The sequence below is a fragment of the Enterococcus sp. FZMF genome (assembly GCF_030263915.1).
GTDB lineage: Bacteria > Bacillota > Bacilli > Lactobacillales > Enterococcaceae > Enterococcus_D > Enterococcus_D casseliflavus.
On record NZ_CP127160.1, the window covers coordinates 1,044,096 to 1,059,782 of the forward strand.

Sequence of the window (15,687 nt, forward strand, 5' to 3'; positions counted from 1 at the left end):
GATACGTTTTTTTGTCGTTTATCCTCACTGCTTAGTTGATTTTTTTCAGCTGACTGATTTGGGCAGCGACTTGCTTCAAGAAGGCTTCTTGACCAGCCGGCTGTTCTTGGCTGTAAAGGTAGGCTTCGTATTGCTGCGTCAAGCGGATAAAATCACCATGGAACAGTGGATAGAATGCTTCGAGTCGTTGGGCATAATCGATCAACGGCTCCGCCTCGTTACGGTACAGAACTTTCGTCGTTTGCCGTAAAAACAAAGGATAGGCAGCAACTAGCGGCTGTTTGGTAAAGCGGCAGATCAACCATAAATGAATACGGAAAAACGAATGGCGGAAATAGAAAAGTAGGCCAAGTCCTAGGATAGCTAAGCCTCCAAAGAAGCCATTGCGCAGCGTTTGTTTCAACTCCTCAGTCAACCAAACGTCATCGGAAACCGCGGCTGTTGCAGAACTGCTGGTCGTGGTTTCGCTGCTTTCTGTTTCCCTGCTGCTCGATGGTGTTGTTTCGCTGCTAGCGGTCGGTGTTTCTTCGGATTTAGTAGATTCTTGAGTCAACACGGGACGATCTGGATTTTGGAAACTAGGGGTCGGTTCAAAAGGTACCCAACCGTAGCCGTCAAAGTAGACTTCCACCCATGAGTGGGCATTCAAGTTGCGAACGGTATAGGTAGTAATGCCGTTTTCTGTTGCAGGAGATCCAGGAGAAAAGCCTTTTGCCCAGCGAGCAGGGATCTCTAAACTCCGTAGTAGCACGACCATTGCCGTGGAAAAATTGTCGCAGTAGCCGACTTGTGATTCAAATAAAAATTGATCAACATAATCTTGCTCTTCTGCAGGCACGACGGCATCGGTTTTGGAATAGCGGAATACGAGCGGATCTTTCAAATAGCTTTCAACCGCCGTGACTTGATCAAACAGACTGTTGCTTTCAGTGGTGATCTCAGCTGCGAGATCTCGTACCCGCTGCGGCAAAGAATCGGGTAACTGGATATAATCGATCAGAGAATCCGGATAGATCAAAGGCAGATTTTGGAGATTTTCTGCGGCAAAGTCTGGATGGTCCCAATCGAGGGTCAAGGTGGTGTCTGGGAGTGGATCAATGAGATCGACCCGCTGGATGGCGTCGCTGATCTGAAATCCGCGAGCACCGTTTTCAAGGGACAACGTGCTGCGTCCATAGGGCAATGGGACATAGTCTCCATGGTTTTGAAATTGGACCCGAACGGATTCGTTCTCAAGATAGGCTTGCTGATAGCTTTGATCCGCGATCGTGACGCCCTCTGCTTCTAAGCGAGCCTCTTCGCGGCTCGTACTGATCCAGCCCTTACCAGAATAAAAATCTTTGCTTTCCACCCGCCAGTAATGCGGGGTTTCTTGTTGCGCTTCAAATAAAATCGTCGCATCATCCAGTAGTGGTCCGCCTAATTGACGGTCGTTTTCACTGAATCCAGTGCGAGAGCCGCTGGGCGTGCCATGTTCTTCAATAAATTGATAAAAACCCAGCTGATTCAGATTTGTCCGTATAGGCGTGGAACGGGCTGCCAACTGTTCCCGCAGGCTCGTTTGCGGCAAGTAGACAGCAGTGACGGCTAGTCCACCAATCAATAGCATCACAGCGAACCAGGGAGCGATCGTTTGACTGGATTGAAAGACGCTGCGCTGGATCAGTGAAGAAGCCAAGGCACAAAGAAAAATACCCATCAAATGCCACGTCAGATCAAATTGATTAAAAATCACGACTGTTAGCAAGTAGCCGATCATGGTAGCGTAAATCAAGAAAAAGCGTTGATAAGCGATCGGTAAGATCGCTAAAAACAAAACCCAACTAACAATCAATGTCACCGCCGCCAGTTCGGTGATATAGCCGACTTCACCGCTGAGGATCTCTTGAAAGGCACGGTGCAGGTCTAGCCAAAAACGCAGCAGCCAATCAAAAGAAAAGGCAGTCCCATAAGGAAAGATCCGATACAAGACGATCAGCCAAGCGGCTGCCAGCAAAGGCAAACTGTAACGGACTTTCGGCACCACGGTCAAAATCAAACAGACACTAAAGGCATAAGTTAAAAGGGTGAACTGATTGCCAAGGTCATAAACTGCGATAAACGGCAAGATCACCAGTGATAGACTGAGAAAGGTCAGAAGACCAATCAGCGCTTTCTTAATAAATCTCATCCTACCGCCTCCTCAAGTTTATTCAACTGCCTCATTAAATCAGCGTAGGTAAACACTTGGCAGCTGTTTTTTGCTTCCAACTGACTGAGGTAGTCTTCCAGTTGTGGGGTAAAAACCGGGGTAATGAAGACAAGATGGCTGCCAGTCAAAAGCGGTACCCCTTCAGGAACTTTCTCGAAGGGAAGGATCTGGGCATAGGCAGCGGCATCCGTTTGGTAAGGAGAAGTCAATCCGTCACCAATCAAGAGCGGCTGAAAAAGTCGTTGATTTTGCGAGAAATGGTGGATCGAATAAAACAGTGATAAAGTCTCTTCAAAAGCAGGATGATCTTCTCCCCAAAAGAGCAGAACGATGTCTTGTTCTTCTTCATGTTCTCGTTCGCGATAGATCAATTCCTGTTGTTTGCTGGATAATTTCCAATCGATATTTTTTAAGGAATCCCCTAACTGGTATTGACGGAACTGTCGAATAGAAAAATTGGGTTCCCCGTGGGTTTGGCTGCGGACTTGCTGTTTAAAAAATGGCAGCAGGGTAACGGCTTCTGGCGCCAATTTAGGCAGGATCAAAATCGATTGTTTCGCAACTGCAGCGTAGCTTTTTTCAAAAAAGCCAAAGAGATCATGGCTGTACAATTGAACGGGCAATTCTTCATAGATGCCTCGCTCCTTTGGGGTCCAAGGCAGCTGCAGCCGAATCAGATTGCCTCGATAAAAGGCGCTGTGATGACTTTCCTTGAAACGATCGTCAAATTTTAAGGTGAAATCGACCAGCGGCAGCAGCGTCGGGCGATACTTGAAGACTTGCAGCGGTAAGGTGATCGCTGTGTGTGTTTCAGCTTGGATCGATTCTTCTAAAATGATTTGGACCTTCTTGAGGGAGGGGAGCAAGAATACTGCATCAAGCAACAATAACAAAGTCAGTAAAAACCAAAGGCTCCAGCCAGCATTATTATTGAAGATCACACAATAAGCCAGCAGCAGAAAATAGGCAGCGCTAAACAACAGGAGGCGCAGCAGGCGTTCAAGCTTCTTTTTCTTCATCGCTATCTCCTCGTTGGGACAGGCACTCGTTGGATCATCTGTTTCATCAAGTCTGAAAGGGTCTCCGTGCTGGCATGAACGCCACCTTTCAGTAATAAACGATGACCGAAGACTGCTGGTAAAATTCGCTGCAAGTCTTGCGGCGTGACAAAGGTCCGACCTTCCGTCAACGCTAACGCTTTTGCCCCTTTTAAGAAGGCGATCCCACCACGAGGGCTGATACCAAGGTCAATGGCATTATGCTGACGGCTCGCTTGAACCAGCTGCAATGCGTAACGGGCGACCCGCTCATCGACATACACGTCATCGACCATCGCTTTTAAAGCAGTCACTTCATCAGCATGTAAAATGGTTTGGATCTGATCCAAGCTTTGCTGTCGTTTTCCAGTCAAGAGGGCGAGCTCATCTTGAAAATCTGGGTAACCGATATGCAGGCGGAACAAAAAACGATCCAATTGGGCTTCAGGCAAAGGATACGTTCCTTCATACTCGATTGGATTTTGCGTGGCTAAAACAAAAAAGTGGGGACTCAATGGGTACGTTTGATTGTCGATGGTGACATGATTTTCTGACATGGCTTCTAAGAGTGAGGCTTGCGTCCTTGGTGTGGTTCGGTTGATCTCATCTGCCAAGAGGACGGAGGTGAAGATCGGGCCAGGACGAAACTCGAACTGGTGGCTTTGGGAATTAAAAATCGACACACCTAACACATCGTTAGGTAAAAGGTCTGGGGTAAACTGTACCCGTTTGTAGTCACTTTGAATGGCTTTGGCTAACGATTTGACCAACATCGTTTTCCCAACACCAGGGATATCTTCGAATAAAACGTGTCCGCCAGCAAGCAGCGCAGCCACGGTAAATTGGATCACATCTCGTTTGCCTAAAATCACTTTTTCCACTTCTGCGATCAAGGCATCTATTTTTTGTAATTCAGCGGTCATCTGATAACCTCCCTACGTTCGTTTCTTCCATTGTAACGGTTTTCTAGGACTGTCGCAATTTTCGTGTAACAATTAAAGAAAATTTCAAGAATATTCAAAAAAGAGAAATCCTTTCTGCGGATTTGCGAAAGAAAAACAAAAAACTTCCGAAGCGTTTCCTCGGAAGTTTGCGTTTGATAGAACAGAAGCGACTAGAAGGTGTGGTGCAAGAGGTCAGCGGCGATCTGGTCCGCCTGCCGTAAATTCCAAGCATCGGTTCCTGGCTGAGCAGTGGCAGCCGTCAGCCAGTGGATGCCTTCTGTGGGAATCCCAAAACAATAGAGGGTAGGGTAAGGGCGGTCATCTGGTCCGAGGATCTGATTGGTCTCAGGATCGATGGCGATCGCACCCGTCTCAAAAGGCACCTCATTGGGGATCGCCAACTGGTGCGGGTGAATAATCCGATCGTTTAGCAGTTGCCGCAACAAGGAATTGTTGGTTCGACGAATCGCTGTCGATGGAATGCGAGCCTCAATTAGTTGCGTCGCGTGATAGCGTGTGTCGTCAAATCGCTTTGAATACGTACAGTAAGCCTCCTCGATCTCAACAGTCATGTCAGGACCTAGTAAGGTCACCACTCCCGCTTCCATCAATGCCACCAGTTCCTGCAGTCGCTGAACTGGCGGTCCGATCGATAAAAAGCTGTTCAAGGGAACGAAAGACTGCCAAAAGAGTGTTTTCAAGTCTTGTACTGGCATTAGCTGATGATCGAGAACAAACCGAATCGGGTCCCGCAGATCTTTAAAGACTTCCAAGGCACTGCTGATAGGTCCTGTTAGATTGCCTTTTTCGGCATCTTGGATTTGGGTACGTAATAGTGCAATGAAAAAGTCTTGCAACGACTGTTGCTTTTTCTGAGCAAAGGGGTCGGCTAGTTGTTGCCATGACCACCACTCCGTCGTAGGAAGCTGCCATTTTTTCAGCAAGTCTTCAGCTCCTTCAGAGGCAACAAAGGCGGCGGTAAAAGCGGCAAGCTGATCTTTGTCCAGCAGCTGTTTTTCTAAAAGCAGCGTCTGATAATAGACGAGTTCTGCCTCTTTTTTTAAATAGAAGAGTAGGGTCTTGCCAGCAACCGTTTTGGCTGCTTGCCAAGCAGCGAGGCGTTCAGGGGTCAAAAAAACGGGCTTTCGCTGCTGCGTCGGTGTTTTTTGATTGCGGCCACGAGGATGATATGGGACACCCCGACGAGAACCTGCGATGATTTGTGGTTCTTCACCAGAAGGTTGATAGACGAGGGATCCATTGACTTTGACGAAGGTGCCGCCCCGACCGCTGGTCAAGCGGGTGACGTAATCGTAAAAGGCAAGTCCTAGTCCCCGTAAAATCACAGGTTCGCCAGCTTTCACCGCCGTTAGATCCGTATCTGCCGCATTGGCTGGCGGTGCATAAAACCAGCCATTATTTTCTGCGGCCGCCGCCAATCGTTGTTCTGCTGCTGACAGTTGGGCTTGTGAATGGCCTGTAGCTAAGACGACGGCATCAACAAGAAATGTTTGGTGAGCCGTCGTCAACTGGTAGCGATTTTTGGAAAGAGGGGTCAAGGAGCTGACATTGTCTGACAGATGGTTGACGGTAATGGATTCAGGCAGCTCTTTTAATAGCTGCTGATAAAACCACTGCTGATAGAGGCCATATAACGCCCGCGAGCAATGCCCGTTAGGATCAAGTGAATCAAGTGCTGTGCATTCCGTAACGAGCTCAGGAGCATGCGTGGCTGCGAAATGTTTCCCTTCTGTCACTGCCCATTCGTATAAGGTAGGTCCTTTGACCACGGGACCGCCGGTGCTTAATGTGTCATCCGTGAAAAGGGTGACTTGACTGGTTACAGAATTCAATAGCAGATCCGCCGATTGGTCCGTGCGCCAAACTGCCCCAGGAAGAAAGGGATCAAACAGCAGCAAGTCGATGGCTTGTTTGTTTTGTTTGCTATGAGCGATCAGTCGTTCTGAAAGTGAAAGTCCACGAGGACCAGCACCAATGATAGCTATTTTCATATCACACCGCCTCAATTATTCTATGGTCTTTGTGTCATCAACGGGCTAAGTCAAAAGGTGTCTTGCGGAAAATCAGCCAGTGCATGCCTAGCACCATGGCTTCCTCGATGGCATCGATATAATGGAAAGCAGGCTGATTGGGTTGTTGCTGCAGCAATGGATTTTTTTGGATCGCGTCTAAGAGATCGGTTTTTACTGCATCACTGCTGGCTAAAATAATACAGTGGGGGGCAAAAGCTGCATTGTAAAATGGCAGTAAGCTTGTCAGGCGCTGAACCAAAGCCGTGCGGTCTTGCGGTGCCCCTTGATCCAAGTAGCCGGGCAAAAACTTTGCCTCTCCCGCTAGGGCGTCTTTTCCTTCTAAAAGTGCACCATTGACCAGGAGCGTGATACCAGGCATGCTTTTTTCGGGATTGTACATGCCGACGATGGTTTGCTGCAAAGAGATCTGTTGGGCGATGCAATAGCCGATCGTTAAAATATGGGCATCGTTTTGACAGTAGAAGGGCAGTGCAGTGACCTCTGCCACGAGGGCTGCCAGGTGCCAGCCATTGAATTTTTCATACCAGCTGGAAGTCACGGTTCCTCCACTGATTTTTCCTGGTAAAAAGAGGGCGATCTGTTCCACAGAGGGAAATAATGCTAGCTCGTTCGTTACACATTCTTGAAAGCGATGAGGGGCAACATCAGGAAACGGCTGGTCGTGTTTTGCCAAAACCTTCCCCTTGCGGTCGATCAGCATGGACCAAAGAGCCAAGGAACCATCGTGATCAATAAAGCTAAGCAAAAGAGAATGACCTCGGTCTTGGTTGAGCTGATAGGTCACAGCAGGGCGCCCTAGCTCTTTTTGCTCCAGCGGACCTTTAGTGATTTCCCCCTCTGCCAACAATTCTTTTAATAATGAGTTAGTGGTGACCATGCTGATGCCGGTTTTCTTTACTAAATCGGAGGCGAATAATGCCCCGTTTTGAAATAAGGTTTTTAAAACCAGCTGTTTGTTTTGCTGGCGAATGGAATGGGTGGTAGAAGCCATAGGTGTTCTCCTTAATGAAGTGATTTAATTAAGTATACCGACGGGATGGAACGATGTAAAGTTTTTAAAAGACTGACTTGACGGAAAACTTGAAAATAAGTATACTTAATTAACAATGTTAATTAAGTGGTTCGCCATAAAGAGGACACGAGGTAGAGGGGAAGAGAAACGTATGATCAAATTAGTCATCACAGATTTAGACGGTACATTTTTGAACAGCCAAGGCAGTTTTGATCGGCCTTATTATGAACAAGTCAGCCAACAAATGAAAGAAGCGGGTGTTGCTTTTGCTGCGTGTACCGGCAAACAGTGTGAACGAGTGGAAGAACTGTTTGGTGAAGCAGCAGCGGATGTTTGGATTCTTGGGGATAGCGCGACCCGCATCAAACATCAAGGCGAATACATCTTTGAATCACTGCTGCCAAACGAATTAGGGCGGCGGATCATTGCGAAGCTCGCTGCGATTGCGCAAGATCATGTGATCATCGCCTGTACACCGACTGCGGCATACATTGCGGAAACGACCAATGAAGCAGATGCCCAGAAAGTTCGCGGCTCTTATCGGGTGGTCAAAACGGTGACGGATTATCAAACCATCACCGAAGATTTTGTGAAGCTCACTATTTTTGATCCCAAACTACGTTGCTTTAAGCATGTCCAACAGTTAGGTGAGTTTACAAACGACGCCTACATCGTGGCTTCGGAAGCCGCTTGGATCGATATCACCAATCAAGGCGTCCACAAAGGAACGACTGTGGCACACTTGCAAGAATTGCTGCACGTCACACCAGAAGAGACTATGGTCTTCGGCGATGGCTTGAACGATTTGGAGTTGATGGCAGCTGGCACGTTTAGTTTCGCCATGAGCAATGCCTTTGAGGAAGTCAAGGCAGCGGCAGCGTTTGTGACCAAGTCAAACGATGAAAATGGCGTGCTGAAAACCATCGAACGTCTGTTACCGCTACAAATGAACCAATAAAAAAACCGCTCCCTAGCAGGGATAGCACGTACTTTCATTTGACTGAAAGTAGAGTGCTGCCTGTTGCTAAGGCGCGGTTTTTTCGTTATGCATGTGGTTGACTGACGCTATAAGGATAGGCATCGGCTGACCACTCTTTGCTGCGAGGGACGATACCTAGCTGGAAGTTCAATGTACCACCGGCAGTCAATTCTTGGTGGGTGAAAAACAATCGCTCGAAGGGTTCTTCGTTCAATGTGATTTTATCCACGAAGAGCTGTTGCGGCGCATTGGGCGTGCTCTTGATCACTAAGTCTTTGCCTGAAGCAAGATGTAGTGTTGCTTGATCAAATAATGGCATGCCGATGACATATTCCCCCGTCCCTGGTGTGACTGGATAAAAGCCCAAGGAGTTGAAAATGTACCAACCAGCCATGCTACCGTTGTCTTCATCGCCAGGAAAGCCTTTGGGCGAGTAATTGAAGCATTGTGTCAATAGCTGCTTGATCAAGGGCTGTGCCATTTCTGGTTTGCCCAAATAGCTGAATAGATACGGATAGTGGAAGCTTGGTTGATTGGAGATCGCCAGCTGACCAAAATCGAGTGCAGCCATCTCGCTCATTTCATGGATCTCAAAGCCGTAGCCTTCTGTCGTATAGCGAGGTTCTTGATTGCACAAGTCGATCAGTTTTGCTTCAAAGGCCGCTTTGCCGCCGTGTTCGGCGATCAAGCCAGCGAAATCATGGTAAACAGCAAAACTGCTTTGCCACGCACTGCCTTCTGCATAGTCTAAGCCCCAGCGTATGTCACTGAATTCTGGACGAAAGGCACCATCGGGATCTTTTGCCCGCATAAAGCCAGTTTCCTGATCGAAAATGTTGCGGTAGTTTTGCGATTGCTGCTGATAATAGTCTGCTTGCTCGTCACCCAGCTGTTGCGCGACTTGTGAAATACAAAAATCACTGTAACAATAATCAAGGGTGTGATTGACCGATTCATGATGCGTCAATGGCACATACCCATAAGTCAAATAGTCCGTCGTGCCGCGCCGACCATAATTGGGATTTTCACTTTGGACGGTGGCGCCTTTTTTCATCGCTGCTAAAAATTCGGGCATCAAATCAGGACGAATGCCTTTTACTGCGGCATCAGCGATCACGGCATCGATCAGCGTCCCTGGCATCAATCCACGCTCATCTGGCGATAGCCATTTTGGTAAAAAGCCGCTTTCGCGATAACTGTTCAAAAAGCCTTCCAGCATGTCTTCCAATTGTTCGACAGCCAAGAGTGAAAAGAGCGGGTAGACAGTTTTATACGTATCCCAAAAGCCGTTGTTTGTATACAGTGGTCCTGGTTTGATTGCTTTTGCCAAGGTATCCCAATGCATTTTGCAGCCCTCTTGGTCGATTTCGAAGAAGGTTTGAGGAAACAAGAATAAGCGATAAAAATTATGATAAAAAGTAGAAACTTGTGTTTGATCGTGATGCTCAATCTCGATTTTTTGCAAAAAATGATTCCATTGCTGTTGGACAGAAGCCAGATAATCGTCAGGAGCCCATTGCTGTTCCCGTTGCAAGTTCAAACAAGCTTGTTCGCGACTGAGAAACGAGGTCGCAAAACGGATCGTCTGTGTTTGGCAATCATCAAAGCGGAGAACGACGAAGGCTTCTTTGCCTGTCAAGGCACCTTCGATCGCCGTGGTGGGTGTTTCAAAACGATAGACGAAATGGAAGGTGAAGCGTTCATCTTCGCACCCTGAAAATACGATCAGTTGACCAGCCACTGTTTGTTCATCCACCTGTTCTAAGACATAGTCACCCGGCAGTGACAAGCCAAGACCTGGCTGATCCCCGCAGTTTTCAATAGTCAGCACACCGCCATACATACTGGGGATCAAAGTCGTTGTTGTTAAATACCGCTGCGTCTTGATTTTAAGAAAGGCTGGATTAAAGGTGCTTTCTTCGGGACGATACGAGCTTTGCGCATGGAAAAGGGTATTTTCAGAAAGCGTGCCGTTTATCGGCAGCATCGTCAGATGGCTGAAATCCCCCATCCATGGGCTAGGCTGATGGGTGAGGCGAAAGCCCTGAAAGGTTCGATCTTCTGGATGAAACCACCAACTGCCGCGTTGATCGCTGGTTTGCGGGGCAAAGTAGTTCATGCCAAAAGGAACCCCTGTATAAGGCAGGCAGTTGCCGTGGGAAAAACTATATTGGTTGTCTGTTCCGTGTCGTGTGTCGATCATTGATACGTTCACTTGGTTCACTCCTTTAATTGGGTTGATTCTCTTTTGATCAAAGAAACCGCCACTAGATGGGTGGTCGTCTCCGTTGGTACTGGGGTTGCTGCCTTCGCAGCGTTGATTTTCTCAATCACTTGGTTTCCTGCCAAGCGCCCCATCTCGGCAAAATTCTGCCCGATAGTCGTTAGTGCTGGATCAACGAGGGCTGCGGCTTGGATATTATCGAAACCAACTAGGGAAATGTTGGCAGGGACGTGCAAATCTGCTTGGCGCAAAGCACGCATCAATTCAATGGCGATCAAGTCATTTTCACAGACGGCTGCCGTGACCTGATGTTCTTCCAAGTAGGCAAGCGCATTCGCGATGCTGGCAGCCGTGTCGTCGAGCTTGGTGCGAAAGGTTCTTTGGGCTTTTTTCAGCGCATCGATGTAACCTAGATAACGCTGACGGACGGATTGCGGATGATGGGTATCACCAAAAATATAAGCGATCCGTTGATGCCCCAACGCAAGTAAATGCTCCGTGGCTAGCTGTCCGCCTTGAAAGTTATCTGGCATCACCGCTGGAAAATCAAACTCATGCAGCTTTTTATCTAAGGTCACGATAGGAAAGTGCTTTTCAGCACATTCGAACAGCAAGTCATAGTAAGAAAACGTATTGCTGGCGTAATAGATCAGGCCGTCGAATTCTTGCATCAGCTCAGCTGCCGTCGTTTTTTCCAAATAATCCACTGGTGTCATCAAAAGTTCAAAGCCGTGTTCTTGCATCACGGGGTAAATGCCTTCGGTAAAGTTTCCTAAAGAGAGATCATTGGCAAAGGGCAAGACAAACAAAATTCGTCCAGTCGCTTTTTTTTCCTTCAATTCTCGGACAAAGCTGCCGCTGCCTTGCACGCGATAGATCAGCTGATTTTGTTCCAGTTCCGTCAAGGCTCTTTTAGAGGTGATCCGACTGACTTGGTATTGTTCAGATAGTTCTTTTTCAGTAGGGACACGACTGCCAGGCGCTAATCGCCCTTCAACGATGGCTTCGTGAAGCTCCGCGTAAATTTTTTTATATAATGGTTGTTTCATAAGAAAACCCCTTTTGATATATCATATTTGTTAGCATACCATAAACCAATAAAAATGAAAACCCTTTAATTATTTTGAAAAAGCGCTAGACATTCAATTAATTCATGATATACTAGGTTCGTAAATTGATATATCAAATCAGGGAAGGTGATGGAATGGTTTATAAAGAAATACCAACTTCAGTAGCAACATTTATGGAAACGATTACGGATCTATGCGGAGAAACGCATGCCGATTGGGCGAAAAATTTTAACGCAGCCTTTGCCAATACACTATTAACGACGGTCAAGCGTCATGAGGATGGCACGACCTTTTTACTGACGGGGGACATTCCAGCCATGTGGCTGCGAGATTCCACTGCACAAGTTCGTCCGTATTTGGTGATCGCCAAAGAAGATGAAGACTTAGCAAGCATGATCAGCGGGTTAGTTAAAAAGCAATTCTACTATATTACGATCGATCCTTACGCAAATGCCTTTAACGAATCAGCCAATGGCGCTGGCCACCAAACAGACGATACAGAAATGAACGATTGGATCTGGGAACGCAAATATGAGATCGACTCTTTGTGTTATCCGATCCAACTGGCCTATCTGCTATATAAAAACACAGGCAGAACCGATCAGTTCAATGATGATTTTGTAACAGGCATCAAAAAAGCCTTGGAGGTGTTTGTGACAGAACAAAACCATGAGGAGTCTCCATATCGCTTTGAACGGGATACCTGGCGAAAAGAAGATACCTTGACTCATGACGGCAAAGGCGCACCAGTGAAACCCGTCGGCTTGACTTGGTCAGGCTTTCGACCAAGTGATGATGCCTGCAAATACGGCTATTTGATTCCCTCCAATATGTTTGCGGTGGTGGTCTTAGGCTATATCCAAGAAATCTTTACGACGGTTTTAGAAGATGCAGCGATCGTGGCACAAGCGAAAAAATTGCAAGCAGATATCGAAGCAGGGATTAAAGCATATGGGTTGACCACGAACCAAGCTGGCGAAGAAGTCTACGCCTATGAAGTGGATGGATTCGGCAATGGCACCCTGATGGATGACAGCAATGTGCCGAATTTGATCGCCGCCCCTTACTTGGGGTATGGCAGCATGGAAGATCCCCTTTATCTTCAAACCCGTAAAACGTTGTTGAGCAGTGAAAATCCGTATTTCTATGAAGGGAAATACGCCAAAGGCATTGGTAGCTCTCATACGCCAGAAAATTATGTGTGGCCGATCGCCATGGCAATGGAAGGGATGACCACCACTGACAAAGAAGAAAAGAAACGAATTTTGGATCAGTTAGTGGCGACAGATGCGGGTACAAATTTGATGCATGAAGGGTTCGATGTCGATGATCCTTCGCAATACACGAGAGAATGGTTCTCGTGGGCGAACATGATGTTTTGTGAATTGGTTATGGATTATTTCGATATCCGAGTGGAAAAATAAGCAGCACGACCCATCACCATTCGAGTGACACAAAAAGCAGTCCAACGACGCAAACAGCGAGGAGTAAAAATCAATGAAGAAACAAGTTTATATCATCTCACACAGCCACTGGGATCGGGAATGGTACATGCCTTACGAACAGCATCACATGCGGCTAGTGGAATTGATGGATGATCTTTTAGAATTAATTGAAAATGACCCTGAGTTCCACAGCTTCCATCTAGATGGACAGACGATCATCTTGGATGACTATTTAGAAGTGCGGCCTGAAAAACGCGAGGCGGTCAAAGCGGCCATCAAACAAGGGAAATTACAGATCGGTCCGTTTTATATTTTGCAAGATGACTTTTTGATCAGTGCCGAATCAAATACCCGTAATATGCTGATTGGAATGGCAGAAAGCAAAAAGTGGGGCACCCCCGTTATGTTGGGGTATTTCCCAGATACTTTCGGCAATATGGGACAAACTCCGCAAATGATGCTGCAAGCCAATCTTGAAAGTGCTGCATTTGGGCGTGGCGTCAAACCGATCGGCTTTGACAACGAAGTTTTACCCGATGATCAATTTACTTCCCAATATTCTGAAATGCATTGGGAAGGTCCAGATGGCAGTCAAATCTTTGGTCTACTTTTTGCCAACTGGTACTCCAATGGCAATGAGATTCCAGTGGATAAAGCAGAAGCCAAAGCTTTTTGGACACAAAAACTGCAAGATGTAGAAAAATTTGGTGCCACCAATCATTACTTAATGATGAATGGGGTCGATCATCAACCCGTCCAAAAAGACATTTCGGCAGCGATTCGTACAGCCAACGAGCTATTCCCAGAGTATGAATTCAAACACGCCAGCTTTACCGAATACCTTGAAGCGGTGCAAGCAGATCTGCCAGATGACCTAGGAACTGTCACAGGTGAATTGACCAGTCAAGAAACCGATGGTTGGTATACTTTAGCCAATACCGCCTCTTCCCGAGTTTATCTAAAACAATGGAATACAAAGGTTTCCCGCCAATTAGAAAATGTTGCGGAGCCATTAGCAACTATGGCTTATGAAGCAAACGGCAGCTATCCTCACGATATGTTGGATCATGCGTGGAAAACCCTGATGCAAAATCATCCTCACGACAGTATCTGCGGCTGTTCAGTGGACGAAGTACACCGAGAAATGATGCCGCGCTTTGAAAAAGCCAATGAAATCGGCAAGTTCGTGGCAGATGAAGCGTTACGCAATTTAGTAGCCGCCATCGACACGAGCCAGTTTCCTGAGGAGAGTCGCCCTTTCGTGGTCTTCAACACCACTGGCAGCACCCGTTCTGGTTTAGTGGAAGTCGTGATCGAACTTGAGCGTAAAACATTCCGTGAAGGATTGCCAAGCAAGCTTTACCACGAATTGTTGGCGAAGCCAAAAGGTTCTTATTCGGTGATCGATGAACAGGGGAACCCTGTTGCTGCGATTATCAGTGAAGAAGAGGTCCTTTTTGACTATGAATTGCCTAAAGATGCTTTTCGGATTCCTTTCATGAAACGCTTTGTCAAGGTCCAAGTTGAAGCAAACCAGTTGCCAGAATTTTCATGGCAGACCTTTGCCCTAGTAGAAAAAGCCGCTACGCCAGTAGAGAGCGCCCCGATCGTTTCAGAAGGAGGGCGCAAACTTGCCAACGCACATTTGGAAGCCGTCATTACTGAAAACGGCAGCTTGACGATTACAGACAAAGCAACCCAAAAAACGTATCGCAATTTACTGGTTTTCGAGGATGTGGGGGATATCGCCAATGAGTACATCTTCAAACAACCAGAAGGGGATCAAGCAATCTTATCGACACAATTTCCGCATCACGTGACGATCGAACAAAACGATCCACTGGTGGGGATCGTGCGACTGACGCAAGAATTGCAGATTCCCGTTTCAGCAGATGACCGTTTGTTAGAAGAACAAAAAGCAGTTGTCGATTTCCGTTTCCGTAAGGCACAGCGGAGTCAAGAATTGGTTGCATTCAAGATCGAGACGGAGATTCGCTTAGAACGAACCAGCAACCGCCTGGCATTTAAAACCACCGTCAACAACCAAAGCAAAGATCACCGACTGCGGGTGTTATTCCCAACAGGGATCATCACGGATTTCCATGAAGCTGACAGCATTTATGAAGTCGTAAAACGGCCGAATCAGGTTTCCAGTCATTGGGAAAACCCAACAAATCCGCAGCATCAGCACGCCTTTGTCAACTTGCATGATGAAACTGGCGGCATGACGGTTTCTAATTTTGGTTTGAACGAATATGAAATCGTGAAGGATCAGATCTGCTTGACCTTGTTGCGCTGTACGGGAGAGCTAGGCGATTGGGGCTACTTCCCAACACCAGAAGCGCAATGCTTAGGCAGCCACACCTTTGAATACGGTGTAGCCTGTCATGGGGCTCCTGAAGAACGTTATGAAACGTATCGCCAAGCACAAGCTGCCCAAGTTCCTTGGACGGCAAGTCAGACCGACAAGCATCAAGGCAAGCTAGCCAGCAGCAACCAATACATGGAAGCTCATGGAACGACGGTAGCTATCACCGCTTTAAAACGCAATCGCCAAGACCAGCAGATCGTTTTGCGGGGCTATAATTTGGCGGATCGAGCCACTGCCTTTCACGTGCAAAAAGAGCAGGCGACGCTCTGTCTGTTGAACCTTTTAGAGGAAGAACAAGCATCGACCGTCAATCAGCAATTACACCCATATGAAATTCGTACCATTGGAGTAAAGGAGTGA

Annotated in this window: 10 protein-coding genes; 3 read left to right on the forward strand and 7 right to left on the reverse strand. The window is 47.1% G+C overall.

The genetic code is table 11. From position 1 onward, the window contains the following. Positions 1–31: 31 nt before the first annotated feature. The 5 genes from QN079_RS05060 to QN079_RS05080 all read right to left on the reverse strand — a co-directional run bounded on the left by QN079_RS05060 (position 32) and on the right by QN079_RS05080 (position 7,217). Complete coding sequence (locus QN079_RS05060; protein WP_289230481.1) at positions 32–2,170, reverse strand: transglutaminase-like domain-containing protein; 2,139 nt, start codon at positions 2,168–2,170, stop codon at positions 32–34. Next, complete coding sequence (locus QN079_RS05065; RefSeq protein ID WP_010747771.1) at positions 2,167–3,210, reverse strand: DUF58 domain-containing protein; 1,044 nt, start codon at positions 3,208–3,210, stop codon at positions 2,167–2,169. Before QN079_RS05065 ends, QN079_RS05060 begins: the two co-directional genes overlap by 4 nt. A gap of 2 nt (positions 3,211–3,212) precedes the next feature. Further along, complete coding sequence (locus QN079_RS05070; RefSeq protein WP_005225502.1) at positions 3,213–4,151, reverse strand: AAA family ATPase; 939 nt, start codon at positions 4,149–4,151, stop codon at positions 3,213–3,215. Between the two features lie 191 nt (positions 4,152–4,342). After that, a complete protein-coding gene (locus QN079_RS05075) occupies positions 4,343–6,184 on the reverse strand; it encodes an FAD/NAD(P)-binding protein (RefSeq protein ID WP_289230482.1) in 1,842 nt (613 codons plus the stop codon). A 37-nt stretch (positions 6,185–6,221) separates the two neighbouring features. After that, the gene (locus tag QN079_RS05080) at positions 6,222–7,217 is read right to left on the reverse strand and encodes an ROK family protein (RefSeq protein WP_096741440.1); all 996 of its coding nucleotides are present in this window, start codon (positions 7,215–7,217) and stop codon (positions 6,222–6,224) included. Positions 7,218–7,389: 172 nt separating this feature from the next. On the opposite strand from QN079_RS05080, the gene QN079_RS05085 reads away from it, so the two are divergent. After that, positions 7,390–8,196, forward strand: coding sequence for a Cof-type HAD-IIB family hydrolase (locus tag QN079_RS05085; protein WP_096741439.1), 807 nt, complete (start codon positions 7,390–7,392; stop codon positions 8,194–8,196). Positions 8,197–8,281: 85 nt separating this feature from the next. Here QN079_RS05085 and QN079_RS05090 read toward each other — a convergent pair whose 3' ends face one another. Beyond that, positions 8,282–10,432, reverse strand: a complete 2,151-nt coding sequence (locus tag QN079_RS05090; RefSeq protein WP_096741438.1) for a GH92 family glycosyl hydrolase — start codon at positions 10,430–10,432, stop codon at positions 8,282–8,284. A gap of 5 nt (positions 10,433–10,437) precedes the next feature. Beyond that, entirely contained in the window at positions 10,438–11,490 is a 1,053-nt protein-coding gene (locus tag QN079_RS05095) for a GntR family transcriptional regulator (protein WP_096741437.1), read from the reverse strand. A 155-nt stretch (positions 11,491–11,645) separates the two neighbouring features. Here QN079_RS05095 and QN079_RS05100 point away from each other — a divergent pair, with 155 nt between their 5' ends. Together QN079_RS05100 and QN079_RS05105 are read left to right on the forward strand one after the other, a co-directional pair. Then, a complete protein-coding gene (locus QN079_RS05100) occupies positions 11,646–12,935 on the forward strand; it encodes a glycoside hydrolase family 125 protein (protein ID WP_015509307.1) in 1,290 nt (429 codons plus the stop codon). Between the two features lie 73 nt (positions 12,936–13,008). Continuing rightward, the gene (locus QN079_RS05105; protein WP_194185455.1) at positions 13,009–15,687 is read left to right on the forward strand and encodes an alpha-mannosidase; all 2,679 of its coding nucleotides are present in this window, start codon (positions 13,009–13,011) and stop codon (positions 15,685–15,687) included.